The sequence below is a fragment of the Polynucleobacter sp. es-GGE-1 genome, assembly GCF_018882005.1.
In the GTDB taxonomy this organism is placed as follows: Bacteria; Pseudomonadota; Gammaproteobacteria; order Burkholderiales; family Burkholderiaceae; genus Polynucleobacter.
The window spans coordinates 69,607-93,029 of record NZ_JACVPE010000004.1 but is presented as its reverse complement, the minus strand read 5'-3'; the positions used below and the strand labels follow the sequence as shown (position 1 = coordinate 93,029).

Annotated in this window: 26 protein-coding genes; 23 read left to right on the top strand and 3 right to left on the bottom strand. The window is 45.2% G+C overall.

Annotated elements, in window-relative coordinates; genetic code table 11:
* Positions 1-19: 19 nt before the first annotated feature.
* The 8 genes from ICN35_RS03665 to ICN35_RS03630 all read left to right on the top strand — a co-directional run bounded on the left by ICN35_RS03665 (position 20) and on the right by ICN35_RS03630 (position 7,819).
* Positions 20-787, top strand: a complete 768-nt coding sequence (locus ICN35_RS03665; RefSeq protein WP_255535695.1) for an ABC transporter permease — start codon at positions 20-22, stop codon at positions 785-787.
* A complete protein-coding gene (locus tag ICN35_RS03660) occupies positions 787-1,572 on the top strand; it encodes an ABC transporter permease (protein ID WP_215321644.1) in 786 nt (261 codons plus the stop codon). The genes ICN35_RS03665 and ICN35_RS03660 overlap by 1 nt, the downstream gene beginning before the upstream one ends.
* A 3-nt stretch (positions 1,573-1,575) precedes the next feature.
* Complete coding sequence (locus tag ICN35_RS03655; RefSeq protein ID WP_216124388.1) at positions 1,576-2,373, top strand: ABC transporter ATP-binding protein; 798 nt, start codon at positions 1,576-1,578, stop codon at positions 2,371-2,373.
* A 31-nt stretch (positions 2,374-2,404) separates the two neighbouring features.
* Positions 2,405-3,469: an ABC transporter substrate-binding protein gene (locus tag ICN35_RS03650; protein ID WP_216124387.1), complete on the top strand. Its 1,065-nt coding sequence runs from the start codon at positions 2,405-2,407 to the stop codon at positions 3,467-3,469.
* A gap of 81 nt (positions 3,470-3,550) precedes the next feature.
* Positions 3,551-4,864, top strand: coding sequence for a histidinol dehydrogenase (gene hisD / locus ICN35_RS03645; RefSeq protein WP_216124383.1), 1,314 nt, complete (start codon positions 3,551-3,553; stop codon positions 4,862-4,864).
* Positions 4,861-5,634 (top strand): SDR family NAD(P)-dependent oxidoreductase, encoded by a 774-nt coding sequence (locus tag ICN35_RS03640; RefSeq protein ID WP_216124382.1) that lies wholly within the window; start codon positions 4,861-4,863, stop codon positions 5,632-5,634. The genes hisD and ICN35_RS03640 overlap by 4 nt, the downstream gene beginning before the upstream one ends.
* Before the next feature lie 11 nt (positions 5,635-5,645).
* On the top strand, positions 5,646-6,650 hold the full coding sequence (locus ICN35_RS03635) for a galactitol-1-phosphate 5-dehydrogenase (RefSeq protein WP_216124381.1): 1,005 nt from the start codon (positions 5,646-5,648) through the stop codon (positions 6,648-6,650).
* Positions 6,651-6,670: 20 nt separating this feature from the next.
* Positions 6,671-7,819: an iron-containing alcohol dehydrogenase gene (locus tag ICN35_RS03630; RefSeq protein ID WP_216124380.1), complete on the top strand. Its 1,149-nt coding sequence runs from the start codon at positions 6,671-6,673 to the stop codon at positions 7,817-7,819.
* Here ICN35_RS03630 and ICN35_RS03625 read toward each other — a convergent pair.
* Positions 7,814-8,686 carry a LysR substrate-binding domain-containing protein gene (locus ICN35_RS03625; protein WP_216124378.1) on the bottom strand — a complete coding sequence of 291 codons (873 nt, stop codon included), beginning with the start codon at positions 8,684-8,686 and terminating at the stop codon, positions 7,814-7,816. The two genes, ICN35_RS03630 and ICN35_RS03625, sit on opposite strands and share 6 nt — an antisense overlap.
* An 82-nt stretch (positions 8,687-8,768) precedes the next feature.
* On the opposite strand from ICN35_RS03625, the gene ICN35_RS03620 reads away from it, so the two are divergent.
* From ICN35_RS03620 to ICN35_RS03590, 7 genes are read left to right on the top strand one after another with little or no spacing between them, the layout of a single operon-like run.
* Positions 8,769-9,500 (top strand): succinate dehydrogenase/fumarate reductase iron-sulfur subunit, encoded by a 732-nt coding sequence (locus tag ICN35_RS03620; RefSeq protein WP_216124376.1) that lies wholly within the window; start codon positions 8,769-8,771, stop codon positions 9,498-9,500.
* Positions 9,497-9,847, top strand: coding sequence for a succinate dehydrogenase (locus ICN35_RS03615; protein WP_216124374.1), 351 nt, complete (start codon positions 9,497-9,499; stop codon positions 9,845-9,847). Before ICN35_RS03620 ends, ICN35_RS03615 begins: the two co-directional genes overlap by 4 nt.
* Positions 9,844-10,203 carry a succinate dehydrogenase, cytochrome b556 subunit gene (gene sdhC, locus ICN35_RS03610; protein WP_216124372.1) on the top strand — a complete coding sequence of 120 codons (360 nt, stop codon included), beginning with the start codon at positions 9,844-9,846 and terminating at the stop codon, positions 10,201-10,203. The genes ICN35_RS03615 and sdhC overlap by 4 nt, the downstream gene beginning before the upstream one ends.
* Positions 10,204-10,214: 11 nt before the next feature.
* On the top strand, positions 10,215-11,090 hold the full coding sequence (locus ICN35_RS03605; RefSeq protein WP_216124370.1) for a fumarate hydratase: 876 nt from the start codon (positions 10,215-10,217) through the stop codon (positions 11,088-11,090).
* Positions 11,091-11,100: 10 nt separating this feature from the next.
* A complete protein-coding gene (locus ICN35_RS03600; protein ID WP_216124362.1) occupies positions 11,101-11,712 on the top strand; it encodes a fumarate hydratase C-terminal domain-containing protein in 612 nt (203 codons plus the stop codon).
* Positions 11,709-13,430, top strand: coding sequence for an L-aspartate oxidase (locus ICN35_RS03595; protein ID WP_216124361.1), 1,722 nt, complete (start codon positions 11,709-11,711; stop codon positions 13,428-13,430). Before ICN35_RS03600 ends, ICN35_RS03595 begins: the two co-directional genes overlap by 4 nt.
* Positions 13,430-14,182 carry a TSUP family transporter gene (locus ICN35_RS03590; RefSeq protein WP_216124522.1) on the top strand — a complete coding sequence of 251 codons (753 nt, stop codon included), beginning with the start codon at positions 13,430-13,432 and terminating at the stop codon, positions 14,180-14,182. The genes ICN35_RS03595 and ICN35_RS03590 overlap by 1 nt, the downstream gene beginning before the upstream one ends.
* A gap of 49 nt (positions 14,183-14,231) precedes the next feature.
* Here ICN35_RS03590 and ICN35_RS03585 read toward each other — a convergent pair whose 3' ends face one another.
* Positions 14,232-15,218 (bottom strand): tripartite tricarboxylate transporter substrate binding protein, encoded by a 987-nt coding sequence (locus tag ICN35_RS03585; protein ID WP_216124360.1) that lies wholly within the window; start codon positions 15,216-15,218, stop codon positions 14,232-14,234.
* Positions 15,219-15,420: 202 nt separating this feature from the next.
* On the opposite strand from ICN35_RS03585, the gene ICN35_RS03580 reads away from it, so the two are divergent.
* From ICN35_RS03580 to ICN35_RS03545, 8 genes are all read left to right on the top strand, one after another.
* Positions 15,421-16,350 carry a hydroxyacid dehydrogenase gene (locus ICN35_RS03580; protein WP_216124359.1) on the top strand — a complete coding sequence of 310 codons (930 nt, stop codon included), beginning with the start codon at positions 15,421-15,423 and terminating at the stop codon, positions 16,348-16,350.
* 1 nt (position 16,351) lies between these two features.
* Entirely contained in the window at positions 16,352-17,359 is a 1,008-nt protein-coding gene (locus tag ICN35_RS03575) for an Ldh family oxidoreductase (protein ID WP_216124358.1), read from the top strand.
* Between the two features lie 32 nt (positions 17,360-17,391).
* Positions 17,392-17,673 (top strand): flagellar biosynthesis protein FlgA, encoded by a 282-nt coding sequence (locus tag ICN35_RS03570; protein WP_215367250.1) that lies wholly within the window; start codon positions 17,392-17,394, stop codon positions 17,671-17,673.
* Positions 17,674-17,714: 41 nt separating this feature from the next.
* Entirely contained in the window at positions 17,715-18,887 is a 1,173-nt protein-coding gene (locus ICN35_RS03565; RefSeq protein ID WP_216860804.1) for a UxaA family hydrolase, read from the top strand.
* A gap of 10 nt (positions 18,888-18,897) precedes the next feature.
* On the top strand, positions 18,898-19,617 hold the full coding sequence (locus ICN35_RS03560; RefSeq protein ID WP_215296490.1) for a GntR family transcriptional regulator: 720 nt from the start codon (positions 18,898-18,900) through the stop codon (positions 19,615-19,617).
* A gap of 6 nt (positions 19,618-19,623) precedes the next feature.
* The gene (locus ICN35_RS03555) at positions 19,624-20,616 is read left to right on the top strand and encodes a YeiH family protein (protein WP_215296491.1); all 993 of its coding nucleotides are present in this window, start codon (positions 19,624-19,626) and stop codon (positions 20,614-20,616) included.
* A gap of 89 nt (positions 20,617-20,705) precedes the next feature.
* On the top strand, positions 20,706-21,965 hold the full coding sequence (soxC, locus tag ICN35_RS03550) for a sulfite dehydrogenase (protein WP_216124357.1): 1,260 nt from the start codon (positions 20,706-20,708) through the stop codon (positions 21,963-21,965).
* Positions 21,955-22,491 carry a c-type cytochrome gene (locus tag ICN35_RS03545; protein ID WP_216124353.1) on the top strand — a complete coding sequence of 179 codons (537 nt, stop codon included), beginning with the start codon at positions 21,955-21,957 and terminating at the stop codon, positions 22,489-22,491. The genes soxC and ICN35_RS03545 overlap by 11 nt, the downstream gene beginning before the upstream one ends.
* Here ICN35_RS03545 and ICN35_RS03540 read toward each other — a convergent pair whose 3' ends face one another.
* A complete protein-coding gene (locus tag ICN35_RS03540; protein WP_216124351.1) occupies positions 22,492-23,268 on the bottom strand; it encodes a ferredoxin--NADP reductase in 777 nt (258 codons plus the stop codon).
* Between the last annotated feature and the right edge of the window lie 155 nt (positions 23,269-23,423).

The following is a 23,423-nucleotide window of genomic DNA, read 5'->3' as shown; positions in this document are numbered from 1 at the left end:
TTATTCATTCTATAAGGAATTGGAAATTTTTAGCAAGCTTTTATCCTTCTTTTTGTTCTGCGCGATTCTGCTGCTTGCTTGGTTTGGGCTGACAGAGTGGACAGGCACAATTTCGAGCGCTAGATTTCCATCGCCCACAGAAACCTGGAATTCTTTCAAAATTATTGCATTGCAGGGCTATGGCAATGGCAAGCTTCATCAGCATGTCCTACAAAGCGTGATCTTAGTTACCTCCGGATTTTTGGTTTCTTCCTCATTGGGAATCCTGCTGGGGATTCTGATGGGTGCCAATAAGAAAATTGAAGCTTTCGTCAATCCAATATTTTTAACCTTGAGGCCAATACCCCCGTTAGCATGGATTCCTTTGGCTATTGTTTGGTTGGGGCTTGGTAACTCCGCTAAGGTAATGGTGATTTATGTAGCAGCCTTTGTGCCGGCAGTGATTAATAGCTTTACAGGCGTTAGATCAATAGAGGTGCCGCAGCGAGAAGCCGCTGCTATGTTGGGCATTAGCCGTTTTGCTTACTATCGTGAAGTATTAATTCCCGGGGCATTGCCACTTATTTTTACTGGCTTACGCCTATCGCTTCAGGCATCCTGGACCACTTTAGTTGCCGCGGAATTGGTCGGTGCAACTTTAGGCTTGGGGTCGATCCTAAATCAAGCGGCTCAAGATATTAATCCGGCAATGATTATGGTGGGCATGATTAGCGTAGCGATTTCTGGTTGGTTGATGACCCAGATATTGGCTAAGGCTGAGCGCTATGCCATGCCTTGGAGAGCGTAATGGCACGTCAAGAACGCTTAAATCAAAGTGAGTTTTTATTGTGGACGGGACTAGGTATTACGAGTTTTATTGGGATTTGGTATCTCTCGGCGTTGCTGGGTGTAGTTCCAAAGCAGTTTCTTCCGGCGCCACATGAAGTTTTGCTGAAGTTTATTCACCTGCTAAACGAGCCATTTTCTGGCTATACCTTATTGGCGCATATTGCTTCGAGTTTTCAGCGTTTTTTATATGGATTCTTATTGGCAGTGGTGATTGGGGTGCCATTGGGATTGTTGATGGCTTTATCTAAGTATGCCAATCAACTGATCACGCCATTTTTTGAAAGTATTCGCTTTGTTGCGCCAATTGCTTGGGTTCCATTTGCTGCTCTCTGGTTTGGAACTGGTATCGGTGGTCCGGTATTGGTGATTTTTATGGGAGCATTTCCTCCGGTCTTAATTAATACTTATCGCGGCGCAATTCATGTAGATAAAAAATACCTTGAAGCAGCCAGAATGCTTGGGGCAGGTAAGTTGCGCTTGATGACAGAAGTCTTATTTCCAGCGGCTATCCCTTCCATCATTGCTGGCCTGCGGATATCTGCGGGCTTAGGTTGGCAATCCTTAGTTGGTGCTGAACTCATTGTTGCATCTAGTGGCGTTGGTTACATGATGGTTAAAGGCCAGGCAAGTATTCAGACCGATATTGTGATGAGCGGCATGATTGCAATTGGTCTGATTGGTTTATTGATTGATGTGCTTTTAAGGCAGGCTGAAAAGTTCGCTGTTCACTATAGAGAAATTTGATTTATGGCAGATATTGTTTTCGATTCAGTAGAGCGCAGCTTTAAACAAGGCGGCAAAGAGTTTTTGGCCGTAGGCGGTGTTGACCTAACTCTTAAAGACAAAGAGTTTGTTGCGATCGTTGGGCCATCTGGTTGTGGAAAGACCACTTGCTTACGCATGGTCGCTGGCCTTGAAATGCCAAGCAAAGGGCGTGTTCTCGTTGGCGGTAAAGAAGTAAAAGGACCTGGACCAGACCGTGCCGTAGTCTTTCAGCAATTCGCTTTATTCCCATGGAAAACTGTTCAAGAGAATATTGAGTTTGGCCTTAAATCTATGAGCATGAGTACAGCTGATAAGCGAGATAAGACCGCCCGTTTGATTTCTCTTATGGGGTTGGAGGGTTACGAGCAGGCCTATCCCCATCAATTGTCTGGTGGCATGCAGCAGCGCGTAGCTATTGCGCGTGCCTACGTTCTAGAACCAGAAGTGCTGTTGATGGATGAGCCATTCGGCGCTTTGGATGCTCAAACTCGAGTGGTGATGCAGGAAGAGCTTGTAAGGCTTGCTCGCAAGAACCCTAAAACTGTCTTATTTATCACCCACGCTGTTGAAGAGGCGGTGTATCTCGCAGATCGCGTCGTGGTGATGTCCAGGAGGCCTGGTCTGATTCGAGATGTGATCGAGATTAAGCCCATTCGTGAAAAAGAAGGTTGGGATACACATACTCGTATTGAGGACGTCATGGATTTGAGTTCTTTTGTGCAGTTACGTAGTCAGATTTGGAAGTTGTTGCGCGAGCAAAACCTGGGTGTTGATCATTGATTCACTTTTGTAATATCTGAAGGAGATAAAAATGCAATTTAAGAAATCATTAGCAAGTATTTTGGGGGCAACGGTACTGGCAGCAGCAAGTGTTAGTAATGTCTACGCGCAAGCAAAGCCTGCATTAACCGAGATTAAAGTGAGCTATCAGCCTGCTTTATATTGGGCGCTTCCATTCTTTGTAGCAACAGAAAAAAACTGGTGGGGTGAATTAGGCCTTAAGCCAGAATTTAGTACTTTCCCTGCCGGAGTTCCACAAATTGCGGCATCTGCCTCTAAGTCATGGGATGTAGGTGGCACTGGATCTGTTCCTGCTGTGTTGGGTTATGTGCGCTTTGGTATTAAGACTATCGGATTGAGTAATGATGAGTCAGCAGGCAATGCCTTGTTGGCCACTGGTAAAGCTGCAGAGGCATTCGCAGCCAATCCCCAATCATTAAAGGGACAAACTATCGTATTAACTGGTAACTCCACTGGAGATTACGCGGTTCAATCTTGCCTTAAGAAATATGGTTTAGCTAAGACTGATGTTGTTATTAAGAATATGGGTCAGGGCGAAATTATTTCTGCCATGTCTTCGGGTAACGCTGACTTTGGCGGCTTGTGGGCGCCAAATATTTATACGCTCGAAGAGAAGGCTGGCGCTAAAGTCATCTGTAGCGGTAAAGATGGCGGCGCTTTTGTTCCTGGCGCTTTGATTGTGCGCGGTGATTATGCAAAAGAGAATCCACAAAATGTGGCTAAGTTCTTAGCTGTGTATTTACGTGCTTGGAAGTGGATGAATGCTAATAAGCCACAAGCAATTGCAATGATGAAAAAGTTCTATGAGCAGGGCGGCGTCACAATTTCTGAAGCTTCAATGAAGAAAGAGTTTGATACCCGTCCTAACTATGACTTGGCAACTGAGTTGAAGATTATGGATAGCTCTAAGGGTCCATCACAAGTAGACGGCTGGTTTAATTCTATTGCCGCCTTTATGCAATCAACCGGCGCCATCCAAACTGTACCGCCAGCAAATGAATACATCACTGATGAATTCATGAAGATGGTGAATGCAGATAAAAAACTGCGTGATTTTGCAAACAACTCTAAGTAGTCGATAAAACAATCTAAAAAATGGGGGCAACCTCATTTTTTAGATAGAGCCTGTAAGTGCTTACAAAATAAGGTTAGAAATATGTCCATAGATTATTTAAAGAAAGCAGCCAAAACGCCAGAGACTGAGACATCTACAGCTCAGCAGGTGGTAACGGAAATGCTTGCCAATATTGAGAAGAATGGTGAATCAGCTGTTAAGGATTACGCCTTAAAGCTAGATAAATGGTCTGGCGATATTGTGATGTCAGAGCAGGCAATGAATGCCATCTTGGCTGATGTGCCAGCCTCAGTGAAGCGAGATATTGATTTTGCTGTAAAGCAAGTCTATGACTTTGCCATTGCTCAGAAAAATAGTATTCAGGATTTCTCTACCACCTTACATACTGGGGTTACTGCTGGTCAAAAGGTCTTGCCAGTAAATGTGGTGGGTTGTTATGCGCCTTCTGGTAGATACGCACACATTGCATCTGCTTATATGACGGTGGCTACAGCAAAAGCAGCGGGCGTTAAAAATATCATTGCATGCTCAAGTCCTTTTAGGGGTGGCGGAATTCATCCTTATGTACTCTATGCATTTAAGGCCGCCGGCGCTGATGTCATCATGACATTGGGTGGTGTTCAGGCGATTGCTTCGATGGCGTATGGATTATTTACTGGCAAACCTGCTGACGTAGTTGTGGGGCCAGGTAATAAGTTTGTGGCTGAAGCAAAGCGCTCTCTATTCGGAAAAGTTGGAATTGATGTATTTGCTGGGCCATCTGAGATTGCAGTGATTGCGGATGAAACGGCTGATCCAAAAATTGTAGCGAGTGACTTAGTTGGTCAGGCTGAACATGGCCACGAATCTCCCGCATGGTTATTTACTACCTCAGCTAAATTGGCTAATGAAGTAATGGCATTAGTTCCTCAGATGATTGATCTATTGCCGCCTACTGCAAAAGATGCTGCCGCCTGCGCTTGGCGTGATTATGGTGAGGTTATTGTGTGCAGCACTCGCGAAGAGGTTGCCAAAGTTTCTGACCAATATGCCAGTGAGCATCTTGAAGTCCACGCAAAAGACTTGGATTGGTGGCTCAGTAATCTCACCTGCTATGGATCTTTATTCTTGGGTGAAGAAACGACGGTCGCCTTTGGAGACAAGACTAGCGGGCCAAACCATGTATTGCCTACAAAGGGGGCGGCAAGATATTCGGGCGGCTTATCTGTGCATAAGTTTATGAAAACACTGACTTGGCAGAAGATGACTCGTGAGGGAAGCAAAGAAATGGCGCTAGTAACAGCTCGAATTAGTCGTCTAGAGGGAATGGAGGCGCATGCGCGTACTGCAGATGATCGTTTAAAAAAGTACTTTCCTAACGAGAAGTTTGATCTTGGAAGTCCAGTAGAAGTATGAGCCAAATCATTCATCAACTATTTGATCTGCAAGGTAAAACAGCCCTCATTACCGGTGGTAGTAGTGGTTTAGGTGAGGGCATTGCCCTTGCTTTAGGTTTGGCTGGTGCTGAAGTCGCTATTGCTGCCCGCAGAGAAGCTCCTTTGAAGGAAGCCGCAGAGCGTCTTATTGCGCAGGGCATTAAGGCCTCTTCATTTACTGCTAACTTAAGCGACTTAGAGCAAGCAGAGGATTTGTCCAAGCGCATCTTAAGTCATCTCGGAAAAGTCGACATCTTGGTTAACGCTGCAGGTATTAACTTGAGAGAGCCTTACGGAGAAGTATCTCCACAGAGCTGGCAAGAGCAATTAAATGTGCAGTTAGCTGCCCCATTTTTTATGACCCAAGCTCTGGCACCGCAAATGCAAGTCCGTAAATGGGGCCGCATCATTAATATTGCGTCACTACAGAGCTATCGCGCTTTTGCTAATAGCGCACCCTATGGTGCAGCAAAGGGTGGGGTCGTTCAGTTAACGCGAGCTATCGCGCAGGAATGGTCAAAGTTTGGCATTACTTGTAATGCTATTGGCCCTGGGTTCTTTCCTACGGCATTAACAGCGCCAGTCTTTAACAATCCTGATTTAGTCAAAATGCATGCAGAAAAAACAGCGATAGGTCGCAATGGTGAGATGAAAGATATCCATGGTTTAGCCATCTTCTTATCTAGCGATGCCTCTGCCTACATTACTGGGCAAACCATCATGCTGGATGGCGGTTACACCGCAATATAAGGATCGTAATTATGAAAGCCTTGGTCTATACACAGCCAAATGAAATGCAGATCTTAGATCGTCCTTATCCTTCGCTGGATGCTGAGGAGGTGGTGCTCAAGATTGAGTCAGTAGGTATTTGCGGTAGTGATATGCATGCCTTTCATGGTCATGACCCCAGAAGAAAACCAGGTTTAGTTTTAGGGCATGAATTTGCGGGAACCATTGCTGATACCAGCTCTTCGCTTTTCAGCAAAGGGCAGAGAGTTACGGGCAATCCATTGATTACTTGTGGCCACTGCGAATATTGTCTGCAGGGAAGAAATAATTTGTGTGCCAATCGCACCATGGTGGGAATGACAAGGCCGGGAGCTTTTGCTGAATATATGAGTATTCCTGCGAGCTCGCTAATTGCCATACCCGAAGGTCTTAGTCTGGATGCTGCTGCATTGACTGAGCCAGCAGCCACTGCTGTTCATGCAATTAACCTATCAATGCGAGCCCTTCAAAGACCCATTCAAGAATGTCGTGTTTTGATATTGGGTGGTGGCGCTATAGGAATGCTTTCCGCGCTGCTTTTGAAGCATTACGGGGTTGATGATTTAACGGTTGCCGAAGTGAACCCATTGCGCAGAAAAGCTATTGAGCAACATGTTGGTTGCAAGACACTCAATCCCATAGACGAAAAAATTACTGAAAATTCTATTGAGTTTGTGATGGACTGTGTTGGTGCTGTAGTTACTCGTAACACTGCACTGGCTGCCGTAAAGCCGGGCGGTGTGATGATGCATGTAGGCCTTCAGGATTGGGCTAGCGAAATTGATATGAGAAAGCTTACGCTTGCTGAAATCACCCTGCTTGGAACCTACACCTACTCCACGGTTGATCTTCAAGCCACCGTCAATTTGCTCGCTCGCAATGCGTTTGGCGATTTGTCTTGGGTAGAAAAGCGGTCTTTAGATGATGGGCCTCAGGCCTTTAGTGACTTACATGCCGGAAAAACAGCTGCTGCAAAAGTTCTCCTAAAACCGTTTTAAATAATCACGGGTTACTCAGTATGCAATTTGTCTTTCATTCCACACCCTCTATTTTTGTAGAAAGAGGTGGCTCAGCCAATCTTGCAAAAAAAATTCTGGAACGAGGCGGCAAATCTGTCTTAATTGTTACGGACCCTGGCGTTCTTTCTGCGGGCTTGCTAGATAAAGCGCTTCCCCAATTTAAAGAGTTAAAGCTTCCATTTCAGATTTTTTCTGATGTTGAGGCTGACCCTCCAGTTCCCGTAATTAATCAAGCGGTGAAGGTCGCGCAGGACTGTAAAGCGGATTTCATTGTGGGCTTTGGTGGCGGCAGTTCGATGGATGTGGCCAAACTTGTTGCTTTGTTAAGTCCCGGCACGGAAAATCTTGCTGACATATATGGCATTGGAATGGCCAAAGGACCAAGATTGCCTTTGATCCTAGTGCCTACAACTGCTGGTACGGGTTCTGAGGTAACACAAAGCTCTGTAGTGACTGTGAGTGAAAGTGAAAAAAAAGGCGTTCTCTCACCACATCTATTACCAGATTTGGCAATATTGGATGCAGAGTTAACGCTTGGCCTGCCGGCCCACGTCACAGCTGCTACAGGAATAGATGCGATGGTCCATGCTATTGAGGCATATACAACCAAGCATCTTAAAAACCCGATGTCCAATTGCGTGGCCAAAGAGGCGCTGCGTTTACTTTCAGGAAACCTTCATAAGGCTGTTAATTCTGGAAACGATATTGTTGCGCGTGAAAACATGTTACTCGGCGCCTGTCTTGGAGGTATGGCATTTACCAATGCGCCAGTAGCAGGAGTTCATGCATTGGCCTATCCGATTGGCGCAAGATTTCATGTGCCTCATGGCTTATCTAATTCCTTAATGTTGGCCCCGGTAATTCGATTCAATATTGAAGTTGCACATTCTATGTATGCAGAACTCGGACAGATAATTAAGCCAGGACTCAAGGGTACAACTATCGAGCAGGCAAATGGATTGGCTGAGTATTTAGGCCGACTTGCTGGTGAGCTCGGTTTACCACAGCATTTAGTCGAGGTCGGTATTACAGAAAGTGATGTTGAACAGTTAGCTAAGGATGCCATGTTACAAACCCGCCTCCTAAGCAACAGTCCACGTGAGATCACGCTAAGTGATGCTGCTGCTCTATATCGAGAAGCGCTATAGAGTCGATAAAAAATGTTGCTTGATGGCTAAAGTAATGTTTTGTCGACCATGCTTTTTGCGCTCGAGCAATCCAACCTTGCGATATATTGCTTTTCCAGGTAATTCTTGAATCTTGAGTTGGCGATCGCTTGCCCAGGCAATATTGGCGAGCTTTGGAACAATGGAGTATCCAAGACCTTGTCTTACCAGCTCAATAATGGCCTCAACTGAGTTGAGCTCCATACCATCCTGAATTTTGAGTTTATTAGCTCGAATCGTTTGATCTACCAGATGTCCTGTCCAAGTATTTCTCTCAAAACGAATAAAGGGTAGTGGCTTGTCGGTGCTGCCAGAGCCTTTCTTTGATTTAGGAGTGCTTGGATAAATCAAGATCATGGGCTCTTTATAGAGTTCAGTCCACTGGACATTTTGTGGCAGGGCAAAAGGCGATTCCGTCACAATCGCAGCATCAAGACTGCCGTCAATCACTTGATCTAAGAAGTTACTTGATAGACCTGCAATCAGTTTGATCTCAAGCTCAGGATAATTGTGCTTAAGCTCATTCAGTGTTTTGCCAAAGGCACCCATCAGCGTCGATACAAGAGCGCCCAAAACAATCGTCCCACTAAGATTGGTTTTGAGATTAGATCCCAGTGCCTCATACCGTGCAATGATTTCTTGAATGGGCTCTATGAGAGATCGACCATGGCTATTGAGCGTAAGAGAGCGTTTGGTTCTATCAAATAACTCAATCCCAATCTCTTGCTCTAGTTGCTGTAATTGCTGCCCCGCAGCAGCGGCAGTCAGCCCGATTTCTCGCGCGGCAGCTGCCACGCTTTTGTGGCGCGTTATAGCAAGGAAGTTCTTAAGTATTTTGATGCTAGACATAGGGACTATTATAAATATATTCTTTATCTCAAAGAAAAATATATTCGATTTATTTTTTACTGTCTATCGATATAATGATTCCATGTCAAATACGGATCTCAAAGTAAAAGTCTGGCGCGGAGCAGAGCAGGGCGAATTCGTCGAATATCTGGTTCCCCGCAACTCCAATCAAACGGTTTTGGATGTTGTTACCTACATCCAACGAAAACTAGATCCGACACTGAGCTATCGCTTTGCCTGTCGCGTAGGGATGTGCGGATCATGCGCGATGACGGTTAATGGGGTGGCTCGCTGGACCTGCCGCACTCACGTGTCAAAAATTCTCGAGGGCGACTCGCTTGAGATAGCGCCATTAAATAATTTGCCAGTCATTAAAGATCTTGCCACTGACATGCGCGAGTTTTTCAATAAGTGGAAAGGTGCTGTTGGCTTCTTTAAGGGCAATCAAACCCGTCATGATGAATTTGCCAAAGTAGAGCCACAGTCCGAAGAGCGTCAATTAGCTAATGCAGGTATTGAATGTATTGGTTGTGGAGTTTGTTATGCCTCTTGCGAGGTGGTTGAAGCGCGACCAAATTATCTTGGGCCTGCTGCTTTAAATAGAGCTTGGACGCTCACTAATGACATTAGAGACGTACAGCAGCTTGATCGACTGCGTGCAGTAGCAGGCGATGCTGGGTGCCATGCCTGCCATACTCAAGGATCTTGCACTGAGCGCTGCCCGAAGGCGATCGAGCCTACTGCAAGTATTGCTGGGTTAAAAAAATTAGTTGCTAGAGCAGCGGTAAAGGGCAGTAAGTGGGGCAAACTATGAGCGCAGCAGTTATGCAGGCAAAGCTTTGGTATGCCCAAAGAATTAGTGCCATGATTTTAGGAATCTGCGTAGCTATTCACCTAGTCATTATTTTCTATGCCATCAGGGGTGGTTTGACTGCGCAAGAAATACTGGGGCGCACTCAGGGCAATTTGGCCTTCGCACTTTTTTACGAGATCTTTGTTTTAGCTTGTTTTGTACATGCTCCAATTGGGGTGGCTAATATTCTCCAAGAAACTCTACCTAAGAGTGGAATTGCAAAACCTGCTTCTTGGTTATTGGCAATATTGATTTTGACCCTAGGGACTACTGCTGTAATCGGCGTGTATAGCGGAGGTGCTTTATGAGCTCAAGACCAAGGATAGATTACAGAGCAAAGAGTCACTTATCCTATTTTGCTTACGCATGCCATCGTTTTTCTGGTTTGCTTTTAGCCTGCTTTTTGCCTTTACATTTCCTGATGCTTTCTCAGTCTTTGCGTGGTGCCGCTGGATTTGAGTCTGCGCTTGGTTTAACGGATATATGGGTCTTTAAGTTTGGTGAATGGGCATTAGTCATATTGCTGGCCATTCATTTGGCAGGGGGAGTGCGCCTACTCATGATCGAGTTTGGACCTTGGCGCGGCTTACGCAAGGGTTGGATTCAGGTTTCTATTTTGTTTGCAATTGTTTGCGGACTCTTATTTCTATATTTTGCTAATTAGTTAGGTTACCTATGCAGTTATCAATGGATTTGGTGGAAGAGGCTTGTAAGGAGCTTTATATACGTGCTCTCAAGGTCCTGCCAGACGATATTAAGGCGGGGATTAATCGTTTGGATCGCGCTGAAACAGATGGTCGAGCTCAGGTCGTGTTGAAAACCATGATTACTAATATTGCTGTGGCAGAGCGTGAAGATAACTTGCTTTGCCAAGATACCGGCCTACCCATTTATAACGTCAAGATTGGCAGCAATGTTCAATATGATGGCATGGCCTTAATGGCAGCTATACATAAGGGTTGTGAGCGCGCTACAAAAGAATATCCCTTGAGATCCTCTGTGGTGCATCCCATTACCCGCAAAAATAACCACACTTCATGTGGCATTGACATGCCTGCAATTCATATCGATTTTTCTGACGCGTCTGAAACGGTTGAAATTGAAATGGTTCCCAAGGGTAGCGGATCAGAAAATAATTCGTTCCTCAAAATGGCAATCCCGGCTGATGGGATTAATGGCGTAAAAGCATTTGTGATTGAGAGTGTTGTTTCTGCTGGAGGTAAAACCTGCCCACCAACAATCGTGGGTGTTGGTGTAGGCGGAACGTCTGATCAGTGTGTGGCGATGGCAAAGCGAGCCGCAGTACGTCCTCTAGGAAGCTCCTGTTCTGATGAAGAGGGCGCAAAGCTGGAGAAAGAGTTGAGCCTGGCGGTAAATCAACTGGGCATTGGCCCTCAGGGTCTTGGCGGTGACGGCACTGCATTTGCTGTTCATGTTGAGCTGGCGCATACCCACATTACGCTCAATCCTGTTGCAGTCAATATGCAATGTCACTCTGCGCGTAGAGCGCGTGCAACCTTTACGCCTGCAGGCGTGAGTTACGGATTCTGAGGAATTATCTATGGCGCACTACGTTCTCCAAACCCCAGTTAGCGAAGAAGATATACGAAAGCTACGCATTAATGACACTGTGACTTTGCAAAATACTCTATTTGGTATTCGAGACGCTACACAGATTCACATGTTTGACCATGATCGCAAAACCCGCTTTGATCTTAATGGCCATGCTGTAATACATACCGCACCCAATGTTCGCAAGGTGCCTGTTAGCGATGAGTTCCCTGCCGGCTATCAAGCCATTTGCATTGGCACGACAACCTCTGATCGCATGGAACGTTTCACTCGTCCTTTAATGACGCAAAAGGGTGTTCGCATTATTGTTGGTAAAGGCGGCATGCGCGAAGGTTCTGCGGAGGCCTTTAAAGAGCTCGGCGGTGTTTATTTGGCCATCATTGGTGGTACCGCCGCACTGGAGACTACTTGGATTGACCAAATCGAAGATGTGGATATGGATGATCTCAATCCAGAATCACTCTGGCGTTTCAAGATTAAGGATTTTGGCCCTCTCTTAGTAGCTATGGATAGCTATGGCGGCAGCATTTATCAAGAGGTGCGGGGCGATGTTGCGCGTAAAAAAGAGGCGGTATTAAAGAGTCTTGGAATTACATCATGAGCACCATTCCTACCATCGATACAGATATCTTAATTCTAGGTTCTGGTGGCGCCGGCCTCTTTGCCGCATTGCATGCGCATCAAGCAAATCCAAATTTACACATCACGATTGCCGTTAAAGGTTTGTTAGGCAAGTGCGGTTGTACAAGGATGGTGCAAGGGGGATACAACGTTGCTCTAGCAGAAGGTGACTCGGTTGAGCGCCACTTCATGGATACGATTGAAGGTGGTAAATGGCTATCTGACCAAGATCTCGCTTGGACCTTAGTTAGCAAGGCTGTAGAGCGTATTCATGAGCTTGAGAATGAGCTCGGTTGCTTTTTTGATCGTAATCCTGATGGCACTGTTCATCAAAAAGCGTTCGCTGGGCAAACTTTTGATCGCACTGTTCACAAGGGTGACTTAACGGGAATTGAAATTATTAATCGCTTGGCAGAGCAGGTTTGGTCAAGAGGAATTCATCGCCTTGAAGAGCATCGTGCTATTGAGCTGATTCATAGTAAGGATGGAAAGTCTTTAGCGGGTGTCTTGATGCTCAATATGCAGACAGGACAATTTACATTGGTGCGTGCTAAGGCAGTTTTGTTAGCCACCGGCGGTGGTCCGACTATGTATAAGTACCACACGCCATCGGGTGATAAGAGCTGTGATGGATTGGCGATGGCTTTACGTGCAGGTCTGACATTGCGTGATATGGAGATGGTGCAGTTTCATCCCACAGGCCTATTAGCCGGTCCCGGCACACGAATGACGGGAACAGTTTTAGAAGAAGGGCTCCGGGGCGCAGGTGGATACTTGCTCAACGGTAATCATGAGCGCTTTATGGGCAACTATGATCCTCGCAATGAGCGCGCCACCCGAGATATTGTTTCAAGATCGATTAACTCAGAGATTCGTGCGGGACGCGCCACCCCAAATGGCGGGGTCTATATTCAGATGAGTCATCTAGGTCCGGAGAATGTACGTAAGCAATTTAAGGGTATGGTTGAGCGTTGCGCCGATAGTGGATTTGATTTGGCAGGTGATTTGGTTGAGGTTGTTCCCACCGCTCATTACATGATGGGTGGACTGGTATTTAAGAAGGATTGCAGTACTGATTTGCCTGGACTATTTGCCGCCGGCGAAGATACCGGAGGCGTCCATGGTGCTAATCGCTTGGGCGGAAATGGAGTTGCTAACTCTACAGTGTTTGGTGGCATTGCTGGTGAAGCAATGGCAAGCTGGGTTGCTGGGCAATCTCTTCGTGAGTGCGATATGGATGAAGTGCATGCCAGCATTAAGGCCCATGAGGAGCCATTGCAAAAACCTGCTGGTGATATTGAGGCGATACGCGATGCGCTTGCTGAGTGTATGTGGGATGACGTTGGTATTTCAAGGACAAAAGAGAGTCTGCTACGCGCTCGTAATACCCTGGAGCAACTTGGCGCTTCATTAGAGCAAATGGGTGTGAGTAATCTTCAGCGTGAATATAGTGTCACCTGGCAAGATTGGATGAATCTACAAAACCTCATTCTGGTTAGTAAGGCTGTTACAGAAGCTGCTATTGCCCGCGAAAATTCGAGGGGAGCCCATTATCGCGACGATTTTCCTGAGCCAGGCTCTTTAGAAGGATCATATTTCACGGCGGTCAATATTTTGAATCAGAATTTGCACATTGAAAATAGGCCAGTGAAGTTCACCATGGTAAAGCCGGGTGAAACTATTCTGGTAGAGAGTTAATCATTTTTGATTTAATTGAGCCACTTCATTTCGCGCTTGCTACCCTGATTATTTTTGGCGCCTATTTTATTTTTGGTGTCTCAGGGTTTGGCTCATCTATCGTTGCTGTTCCTTTGTTGGTCCAGATGTATCCCCTTAAAGCAGTAGTTCCAATGATGGTCATCATTGATATCTGCGCGTCACTGTATCTCGGTAGAAAATCTTCTGCTGACGCCAACTTCAAGGAGCTCAAGTGGCTATTCCCCTTTAGCTTGATTGGGATGGTGCTAGGAATTGTCTTACTAATGAAGGCTCCTAGTGAACCTTTGCTACTAACCCTAGGCTGCTTTGCTGCTGCAAATGGTGTGCGTGTCTTATGGCAAAGAAATAATGAAGCACGTGATCCCATTAATAAATGGTGGGCTGCTCCCTTTGGATTTATGGGTGGAACTTTTACGGCATTGTTTGCTACCGGTGGACCTATTTATGTTTCTTACTTAGGTTTGCGAATCAATGATCCAAAAGCATTGAGAGCAACAATGGCATTTGCCATTTTTATGCTGACCTTTTTACGTCTAAGTCTCATGATAGTAACGGGATTAATTTTAAGTTGGCCTGTGATCGGTCTAGCCATTTGTTTAATGCCCGCAACCTTCCTTGGTATATGGCTGGGAACACATGTTCATAGCAAACTCAGTAATGCTGCTATGCGCGTAGCTTATGGATCTATTCTGATTTTTTCAGGAACGATGTTGCTGATTCGTCAGCTCTAAAATAAAAAAGGCGAAGACATGATCTTCGCCTTTTTGGTAGTGCTAGTAATTACTGGGCGCTAATATTGCGACCCTTGATCACCTTATCCCAAACAACTGACTCGGCTTTTACTTGCGATTCAAATTCTTTCTGATTATTAACTACTGCAGTTAAGCCATTCAAATCTAAACTAGCTTTTAGAGCATCAGATCCTACGGCTTTAACAGTAGCTGCATAGATCTTCTCAGTAATTGCATTGGGTGTTCCAGCCGGTGCAATTAACCCAAACCATCCAGTTGACTCGAATCCAGGAATGCCGGCTTCAGCAACTGTTGGAACATCGGGTAATTGTTTAGAGCGCTTCAAACTAGTTACTGCTAACGGCTTAATTTGACCGGCTTTAGCAAAGCCTGTAGCTGCTGTGAGGTTGCCAACCATAAAGTCAATTTGCCCCGCTACTAAATCATTGATGGCAGCAGATTCACCCTTATAAGGTACATGGGTGGCTGGGATGTTTGCGGAATAAGTCAAATTCTCTGCTGCCATATGTACTTGGCTGCCGATACCTGCAGATCCAAAATTAAGATCTTTGGTTTTTGCATAAGCAATGAATTCAGCAAGATTTTTAACTGGTAATTTGGTGCTTACAGAAACTAACATCGGACCACTTGCTACATTGGTGATGTAGACAAAATCCTTGGCATAGTTCACTGGCAATTTCTTATAGAGGAAGGGGTTTACCGTCAGCATGCTTCCGGATGCAAGCATGATGGTGTAGCCATCAGCAGGTGATTGCGCTACAAATTCAGCAGCAATATTTCCTCCTGCACCTGGTTTATTTTCTACAATCACATTTTGACCAAGGTCTTTAGTGAGTTGCTGGGCCAGTAGGCGCCCCAGAATATCAGTGGTGCCACCTGCGGCAAAAGGAATAATAAGTTTGATGGGTTTTGTTGGCCAGTTTTGCGCCATAGCTAAAGGCGATGTGAGTAGGGCAAGTGCGCCCGCAATCAATGCAATTTTTTTCCCTAGCTTGCTGATGTGTTGCTTAAACATGCTTACTTTCTCCGGTGTTAATTTGATCTAAATATCTTATCTGCATTTGCATCTAAAAATTCGTGAGATCTCAATTTATTAGTTATAAGCTTATGTATTACCAGTGTCTCCTCCAGCTTGGTCTTGCGCAATCTATTTCGTAATTGCACCGCACAATAAAGAGGGTATTGCAGGATATCTAAATCATCTATATGATCTAGATATGTCATCTATTTTGATCTCCGAGTTCATCACAAGTCAAGCCCTAGAAACCCTGCGTTCTCAGCATGAAGTAGCCTATGAGCCAGAGTTATATAAGAACCGCCCAGCTTTGATTGCTGCTTTGCAAAATATTGAGGGTCTTATTGTTCGGAACCTTACCCAAGTTAATGAAGAGATCTTGGCCGGGGCCCCCAAATTAAAGGTGATAGGTCGACTTGGGGTTGGGCTTGAAAATATTGAATTGCCTGCTTGCGCTAAACGCAATATCAAAGTCATTCCTGCTACAGGTGCAAATGCTGAGTCTGTTGCTGAGTATGTCGTTGGTGCTGCAGTTGCTTTGACTAGGGGATTTATTCCCGCAACGATTTCCAGCTTAAAGGGTGAATGGCCTCGCCCACGTTTCTCTGCTTACCATGAATTTTTGGGCAAGACTATTGGCATTGTTGGTTTTGGCAGTATCGGTAGAGTAGTAGCAAAAAAAGCGCGTGCTTTTGGTTTGCAGTGCCTGGCTTATGACCCAATGCTGTCTGGCAGCTCTGTGGAGCTTGATGGATTTTCGGTGCCATTACTTTCGTTAAGTAATTTACTTGGAAAAAGCGACGCGCTGACTTTGCACCTCCCATTTCTTCCAGAAACAAAGAATCTATTTAATGCTGCCAGACTTGATCAAATGAAGCCTGGTGCTTGCCTGATTAATACAGCTCGTGGTGGCATCGTCGATGAGAGGGCGCTGGCAGAGCGCTTGCGCTCTGGACGTTTAGGCGGTGCAGCTATTGATGTGTTTGAGAGTGAGCCAGCCAAAGATTTGAGTCACTTTGCGGGCATTGAGAATCTCATTCTGACTCCGCACGTTGCAGGAGTGACGCATGAAAGCAATGAGCGCGTTAGTCAAATGATCGCCGATGAAGTGAATCGGTTTCTAGGAGCTTAAGATGAATTTATCCTATCAAAAGATGGTTGATTTAGCATCATCTGGTTTGCAAGCAGCAGGCATTGGTCAGAAAGCGGCTCATGAAACCGCTCAATTTTTAGCACTTGCTGAGCTCGATGGATTGGCTTCTCATGGATTGGCGCGGGTATCTCAATATGCAGGCCATGCTAAAAATAGTCGGATTGAATTGTCGCCAAAAATTAAAGTGCGTCCATTTAAAACATCTGCTGCATTAGTTGATGCTTGTGATGGGTTGGCATTTCCAGCATTGCGATTTGCTACGGATTTATCTGTGAATCTCGCATCTAAGACAGGGGTTGGCCTGGTCGCAGTTACCAATAGCCATCACTTTGGAGTTGCTGGACACTTTGCTGAAGCGGCAGCGCGTGCCGGTTACATCTCTTTATTGTTTGGCAATACGCCAGCAGCCATGCCGATGGTTGGTGGTAGCAAGGCCTTATTTGGCACCAACCCTCTAGCCGCAGCATTTCCGGTTGCTAATCGTGATCCGATGGTGATTGATATGTCACTCTCTGCTGTCGCTAGAGGTAAGTTGCTGGTTGCAGCAAAAAAGGGCGAGTCTATTCCAGAGGGATGGGCATTAACTGCTGAAGGCAAACCAACTACTGATCCTAACGAGGGCCTCAAAGGATTGATGGTGCCGTTAGGTGGAGATAAAGGCGCTTTGCTTGCCTTGATCGTGGAATTGTTGGTTGTTGGCTTATCGGGAAGTCGTTTTTCCTATGAAGCAGATTCTTTTTTTGATGCCAAGGGAAATCGTCCGCGTATTGGACAACTGTTATTAACGATTGACCCTGGATTGGCAGGTAGCCAAATGTTTGCAAGCAAGATGCAAGAGTTCTTAAAAATCTTGGCATCTGATTCCGGAACCCGCGTTCCTGGTCAAAGACGTTTTAAACAGCGTGCCTCAGGCTTTCAAGAAGGCGTCAACGTTTCTGATGTAGTTATAGAAGAAATTCAGACTGGTATCAGTCAGTCATGGAGTTAGTAGTCAATTAACAGGATTAAAGAGGAGAGATCATGATCCATTTTGTCGTGCATGAGCCAGGAGATGGCGTAGGTGTGGTGGTAGTTGAAGGCGTAAAAGCTGGAGATGATTTGATTGGCTGGGTGATGGATGGAGATTTAACGCTCAATATGAAGTCTGAGAGCGACATTCCCATTGGCCACAAAATTTCATTAAATGAATTTAAACCCGGCGATACGGTGATGAAGTATGGCGTAGACATCGGCAAGGTTGTTGCTCCCATTAAAAAAGGTGAACACCTCCATGTCCAAAACGTAAAAACGAAGCGCTGGTAATCCAGGCTCTTATTCACCCATTCATTGAGAAAGAAAACAAGATGATTAATTTGAAAGACGCGAGCTTCATGGGTTACCGCCGTGAAAATGGCCGCATGGGAGTTCGTAATCACGTATTAATTCTGCCTTTAGATGATTTGTCCAATGCAGCTTGCGAAGCTGTGGCAAATAACATTAAAGGAACTCAGGCAATTCCTCACTCATACGGTCGTTTGCAATTTGGCGCCGACTTAGATCTACACTTCCGTACCTTGATTGGAACTGGCTGTAATCCAAACGTAGCTGCTGTAGTAGTTATTGGTATTGAGCCGCAGTGGACTAAAGTTGTGGTTGATGGCATCAAGGCTTCTGGTAAGCCAGTAGAGGGTTTCTGGATTGAAGGTAATGGCGATATCGCCACGATCGCTTCAGCTAGCAAAGCCGCTTACAAGATGATGAAACATGCCTCAAAGCAGCAACGGGTTAAGGCACCTTTATCTGAACTGTGGGTATCTACTAAATGTGGTGAGTCTGATACCACCTCTGGTTGCGGCGCAAATCCAACAGTAGGCGATGCTTTTGACAAACTCTATGGTATTGGCTCTACTCTCGTATTTGGTGAAACGACTGAGTTAACAGGTGGCGAGCATTTAGTAGAAGCGCGTTGCCGCACACCAGAAGTGAAGAAAAAGTTCCGTGAAATGTTTGATCGCTATCAGGATGTGATTGAGCGCCATAAGACAAGCGACTTGTCTGACTCACAGCCAACGAAAGGCAATATTGCTGGTGGTTTGACTACGATTGAAGAAAAAGCCTTAGGCAATATTCAGAAAATCGGTAAGAAATGTATCGTCGATAGTGTTTTGGATAAGGGTGAAGAGCCTAAGATCCCAGGCTTGCACTTCATGGATTCCTCTTCAGCTGCTGCTGAGATGGTGACCTTATGTGCTGCTGCTGGATTTGCTGCTCACTTCTTCCCAACAGGACAGGGTAATGTGATCGGTAATGCGATTCTTCCAGTCATTAAGATTTGCGCTAATCCAAAAACAGTTCGTACCATGGGTGAGCACATTGACGTTGATGTGTCTGGACTTTTACGTCGCGAAGAGAATATGGATCAAGCTGGTGATAAATTATTAGAGTGCCTCCTGCGCACTGCTGATGGCGAATTGACTGCTTCTGAAATTCTTGGTCACCGTGAGTTCGTATTAACTCGTTTATACGAATCCGCGTAAGTTTTAAAGTATGAAATCCCTGACCGCTTATCAAGAGGTAAAGCAAAAGATCACCGATGATCTGGTCAGGGGTCGTTATCCGATGGGGCAAGCTCTGCCTGCCGAAAAGGATTTATCAAAAGAATTAGACGTATCTATAGGAACCCTGCGCAAAGCGGTAGACGAGTTAGTTGCTGAAGGTATTGTGGTTCGTCGCCAAGGCAGGGGCACCTATGTTGCTGAGCATGATCTCAAGCGTTTGCTCTATTACTTTTTCCATGTTGTAAAACATGATGCCGACAAAAAGGTTAACCCAAGGGTTGATTTGATTTCTTTGATCAGCGCTGTTGCAAACAAGGAAGAGGCTAGTAAGCTCCAGATTAAAGAAGGTGCAGATGTATGGCGTCTCGTGAATTGCCTTTATCTAGACGATAAATGTGTGATGATTGATCAGATTACACTAGATAAAAAGCGCTTTCAAAAGCTCACACGAACCGATTACATAAATCGCGAAGGTAGCATCTATCAGTTATATCAAATGAAATACGGGCAAACCGTAGTCCGCAGTAGTGAGCGTTTAAGGGCAGGCCTTGCCAGTAAGCAGCATGCAGAATGGCTCGGCTTAAAGCCGGATGCACCAGTCCTGATGATTAGAAGGGTTGCACTTGGGATTCAGGACGAGCCCTTGGAATGGCGAGTCTCAACACTGAACACCAGTCAACATGAATACTTTAGTGAGTTAGTGGTATAGCCCTGCATGTACAGCACTAGTAAGCGTAATTTACCGGGGATATTAATCTGTTTGGTAATAGCTATGTCCACTAGCTTTCTTTCTGAAAATTATGGTGGGCCTCAACTTTTGTATGCTTTGTTGTTGGGTCTTTCGCTCCATTTTCTGTATCTAAATGAGGCGGTAAAACCAGGCATAGACTTTTGCGCAAAGACTGTACTACGCTTAGGTGTAGCATTTTTGGGAATCCGAATTACCTTTGCAGATATTAGTGCGATTGGCATGAATACTGGCTTCATGGTAATTCTGGCTGTTGCATCAACGGTTTATCTCGGCTTTTTGCTTGCCAAGTTTTTAAAGCTATCTCCAGATTTTGGATTGATAGCCGGTGGATCAGTTGGAATTTGTGGTGCCTCTGCTGCCCTTGCAGTTGCTTCAGTGCTGCCCAAATCAAAAGAAAACGAGCAATTTACTTTACTGGTTGTTGTTGGTGTGACGGTGTTATCAACGATTGCGATGGTGACATATCCTTTTGCATTACAGATGCTCGATATTGGCGCCCTTTCAGCAGGAATTTTTATTGGCGCCACCATTCATGATGTGGCTCAAGTAGTTGCTGCAGGGATGCTGTTTGGTCCTGAGGCGGGGGACGTGGCTACTGTGGTTAAGTTATTTAGAGTGGCTCTACTGCTCCCTGTGGTTTTGGTGATCTCAATTTTCTTTGGTGCGCAGAAAGCCACCAATAATTTAGGGTGGGGTAGCTTACGATTAATTCCCACATTTTTATTGGGTTTTGTTGCACTATCTATTGTGGCCTCAATGCAAATTTTGCCAACTTCGATTACTCATCAAATTGGTGCTTTATCACGTTGGATGTTGGTGATTGCTATTGCTGCAGCGGGATTAAAAACCAATTTCCAAGAACTGGCTCAGCTAGGTTGGCAGCCTGTACTGATGTTGGTGGTTGAAACTCTCTTTATTGCTGCCTTTGGGCTCATCTTTATTTTGTATGCAACCTAGGGTTAAAAGTTATAGCAACTCTGAGTATTTTGGCGGTATGCTTTAAAAAATATAAGCTCATCAGCACCTATCAGGGAGGCAAAGTATTCATGTCTAAGAAGGATGAATTTTCTAAGCGTCGACACTTTTTAAAATCATCAGTCATTGCGGGAGCTAGTGTGGGTAGTGCAATGAGCACCCATTCTGCTCTTGCTCAAACCACAGAAGGCAGTTTCTTGGAGATTGATCCTTGGACCAAAACTCAGGGGTCAACTTTTGTAAATCCGCCTTATGGTTTGCCTTCAAAATATGAGAAGAATGTTGTGCGACTTCTTCCTTCGCCAGCGCCAACATTTCTCACGGGCTCAAGAACTCCTTTACAGAGCTTACACGGGATCATTACTCCAAATGGCCTTGTCTTTGAGCGCCATCATGCAGGAGTTCCTGATATCAATCCGGATCTACATAAATTGGTGATTCATGGAATGGTAGATCGTCCGATGGTCTTTACGATGGACGATATCGTTCGCTTTCCTTCTGAATCGAGGATTTATTTTTTAGAATGTTCTGGCAATAGTGCTGCTGAGCTCAAAAAAGCCAGTAATCAAACGGTACAGCAAATTCATGGCTTAGTTTCTTGTTGCGAGTGGACTGGCGTTCGCTTATCAACCATTTTGCAAGAATGCGGCATTCAGCCTGGAGCTAAGTGGGCTTTAGCGGAGGGTGCTGATGGTGCTGCGATGACTCGTAGTATTCCAATGAATAAGATGATGGATGATGCTTTATTAGTCTATGCCCAAAATGGTGAGATGTTACGGGCTGAGCAAGGTTATCCTTTGCGATTATTTTTGCCTGGGTATGAGGGCAATATGAGTATTAAGTGGCTACGAAGAATTAAGTTGGGTACTGAGCCTTGGCAAACACGCGAAGAAACCTCTGCTTATACCGACCTGCGATCTGATGGTAAGGCGCTGCAATTTACTTTCGCCATGGAGGTCAAATCTGTTATTACGCAGCCTTCAGGGATGATGAAGCTTAAATCTAAAGGCTTTTATGAAATCTCTGGTTTTGCTTGGTCTGGTAATGGCAAGATTCGACGGGTTGAGGTATCAACGGATGGCGGCAAATCATGGGGTGAGGCAGTGCTGCAGGAGCCGGTGATGGACAAATCTTTGGTGCGCTTTCGTTTTCCTTGGGTGTGGGATGGTGCACCAGCAACATTGATGAGTCGGGCGGTCGATTCAAGTGGTGAAATGCAACCCACAATGGATGGTGTGATTAAAGCCAAGAGTGTGAACACTTTCTATCACAATAACGCTATACAACCATGGCGTGTTGCTGCTAACGGGGAGATTACGAATGGTCGCTAATAGATGCATCTACTTAAGTCTTCTCGTAGCCTGGATTGGTATTTTATTGGGCTGTACTAGCAGTTACCAAGCGAGCGGACCGATAGGTCTTGGTAAGCCAATTTCTGAAAATCAAATTCGGGCGTGGAATATAGATGTTGGCCCAAGTGGGCTAGGCTTGCCGCCTGGCTCAGGCACTGCCATTGCTGGAGAAAAGTTATATCAGCAACAGTGCGCATCTTGTCACGGTGATCAAGGGCAAGGCGGACCAGCCAATCGCCTTGTGGGCGGAGGTTCTTTAAATACCAATAATCCCATAAAGACTGTAGGAAGTTTTTGGCCTTACTCAACGACTATTTTTGATTATGTCAAAAGAGCCATGCCACATCAAGCACCCCAGTCTTTAACTGATGATCAAGTGTATGCAGCCACAGCTTATATTTTGTTTCTCAACAAGATCATTACAAAAGATCAAGTGATGGATGCCAAGACGTTGCCTTTGGTAAAAATGCCTAATAGAGATGGATTTATTTCAGTAGAACGTTGATTACTTCTCTACGAATGCACGTTCGAAGACGTAGTCACCCATTTGGCCAAGACTTGGTGAGACTTTGAAGCCTTTGGCATCAAGCATCTCTGAGGTTTCTTTGAGCATGGATGGACTGCCACAAATCATTGCGCGATCTACTGCAGGATCAAGTGGTGGCAGACCAATATCTTTGAATAGTTGGCCAGATTCAATTGCAGTCGTAAGGCGACCGGTATGTTTGAATGCTTCACGCGTTACAGTTGGGTAGTAGATGAGTTTCTCACGAATGAGTTCGCCAAGGTATTCGTCTTGAGTGAGTTCATTTTTAATATAGTCGCCGTAAGCAAGCTCGCTCACTAGACGCACACCATGAATCAAAACAACTTTTTCAAATTTCTCATAAGTCTCTGGATCACGAATGATGCTCATAAATGGAGCGAGACCAGTACCAGTGCTAAATAAGTAGAGATGTTTTCCTGGGTTTAAGTCATCCAATACCAGGGTGCCAACAGACTTTTCACTTACCAAGATAGGGTCACCAACTTTTATCTTTTGTAAACGTGATGTCAATGGACCATCTTGAACCTTAATGCTTAAGAACTCCAAATGCTCTTCGTAATTAGGGCTTGCAACGCTGTATGCGCGAACAAGTGGCTTGCCTTCAAGCTCAAGACCAATCATTAAGAAGTGACCGCTACGAAAGCGCAAGCCTTTATTGCGAGTAGTAGTAAAGCTAAATAGGGTGTCGTTCCAGTGGTGAACGGTGAGAACGGTTTCTGTGTTGTATGCGGCCATAAATGCTTGTGAATAAAAGACTGAGTTTCAAAGAATGGGTAATTATCACATTCCTGATGGTGTGATTTACGGTAATTGGCGCATAAATAGGACTAAGTCGTGATATCGGTCCAATTTTTAGTAATAAGGCTGGCCTTTCGCGACCCGTCCGCTAA

Coding starts and splice junctions, on each gene's coding strand:
- ICN35_RS03650 (WP_216124387.1), top strand. CDS start 2,405: ATGCAATTTAAGAAATCATTAGCAAGTATTTTGGGGGCAACGGTACTG.
- ICN35_RS03660 (WP_215321644.1), top strand. CDS start 787: ATGGCACGTCAAGAACGCTTAAATCAAAGTGAGTTTTTATTGTGGACG.
- ICN35_RS03565 (WP_216860804.1), top strand. CDS start 17,715: ATGATTAATTTGAAAGACGCGAGCTTCATGGGTTACCGCCGTGAAAAT.
- ICN35_RS03545 (WP_216124353.1), top strand. CDS start 21,955: ATGGTCGCTAATAGATGCATCTACTTAAGTCTTCTCGTAGCCTGGATT.
- ICN35_RS03560 (WP_215296490.1), top strand. CDS start 18,898: ATGAAATCCCTGACCGCTTATCAAGAGGTAAAGCAAAAGATCACCGAT.
- ICN35_RS03640 (WP_216124382.1), top strand. CDS start 4,861: ATGAGCCAAATCATTCATCAACTATTTGATCTGCAAGGTAAAACAGCC.
- ICN35_RS03595 (WP_216124361.1), top strand. CDS start 11,709: ATGAGCACCATTCCTACCATCGATACAGATATCTTAATTCTAGGTTCT.
- ICN35_RS03570 (WP_215367250.1), top strand. CDS start 17,392: ATGATCCATTTTGTCGTGCATGAGCCAGGAGATGGCGTAGGTGTGGTG.
- ICN35_RS03615 (WP_216124374.1), top strand. CDS start 9,497: ATGAGCGCAGCAGTTATGCAGGCAAAGCTTTGGTATGCCCAAAGAATT.
- ICN35_RS03605 (WP_216124370.1), top strand. CDS start 10,215: ATGCAGTTATCAATGGATTTGGTGGAAGAGGCTTGTAAGGAGCTTTAT.
- ICN35_RS03555 (WP_215296491.1), top strand. CDS start 19,624: ATGTACAGCACTAGTAAGCGTAATTTACCGGGGATATTAATCTGTTTG.
- ICN35_RS03630 (WP_216124380.1), top strand. CDS start 6,671: ATGCAATTTGTCTTTCATTCCACACCCTCTATTTTTGTAGAAAGAGGT.
- sdhC (WP_216124372.1), top strand. CDS start 9,844: ATGAGCTCAAGACCAAGGATAGATTACAGAGCAAAGAGTCACTTATCC.
- ICN35_RS03540 (WP_216124351.1), bottom strand. CDS start 23,268: ATGGCCGCATACAACACAGAAACCGTTCTCACCGTTCACCACTGGAAC.
- hisD (WP_216124383.1), top strand. CDS start 3,551: ATGTCCATAGATTATTTAAAGAAAGCAGCCAAAACGCCAGAGACTGAG.
- ICN35_RS03655 (WP_216124388.1), top strand. CDS start 1,576: ATGGCAGATATTGTTTTCGATTCAGTAGAGCGCAGCTTTAAACAAGGC.
- ICN35_RS03635 (WP_216124381.1), top strand. CDS start 5,646: ATGAAAGCCTTGGTCTATACACAGCCAAATGAAATGCAGATCTTAGAT.
- ICN35_RS03580 (WP_216124359.1), top strand. CDS start 15,421: ATGTCATCTATTTTGATCTCCGAGTTCATCACAAGTCAAGCCCTAGAA.
- soxC (WP_216124357.1), top strand. CDS start 20,706: ATGTCTAAGAAGGATGAATTTTCTAAGCGTCGACACTTTTTAAAATCA.
- ICN35_RS03620 (WP_216124376.1), top strand. CDS start 8,769: ATGTCAAATACGGATCTCAAAGTAAAAGTCTGGCGCGGAGCAGAGCAG.
- ICN35_RS03575 (WP_216124358.1), top strand. CDS start 16,352: ATGAATTTATCCTATCAAAAGATGGTTGATTTAGCATCATCTGGTTTG.
- ICN35_RS03600 (WP_216124362.1), top strand. CDS start 11,101: ATGGCGCACTACGTTCTCCAAACCCCAGTTAGCGAAGAAGATATACGA.
- ICN35_RS03625 (WP_216124378.1), bottom strand. CDS start 8,686: ATGTCTAGCATCAAAATACTTAAGAACTTCCTTGCTATAACGCGCCAC.
- ICN35_RS03585 (WP_216124360.1), bottom strand. CDS start 15,218: ATGTTTAAGCAACACATCAGCAAGCTAGGGAAAAAAATTGCATTGATT.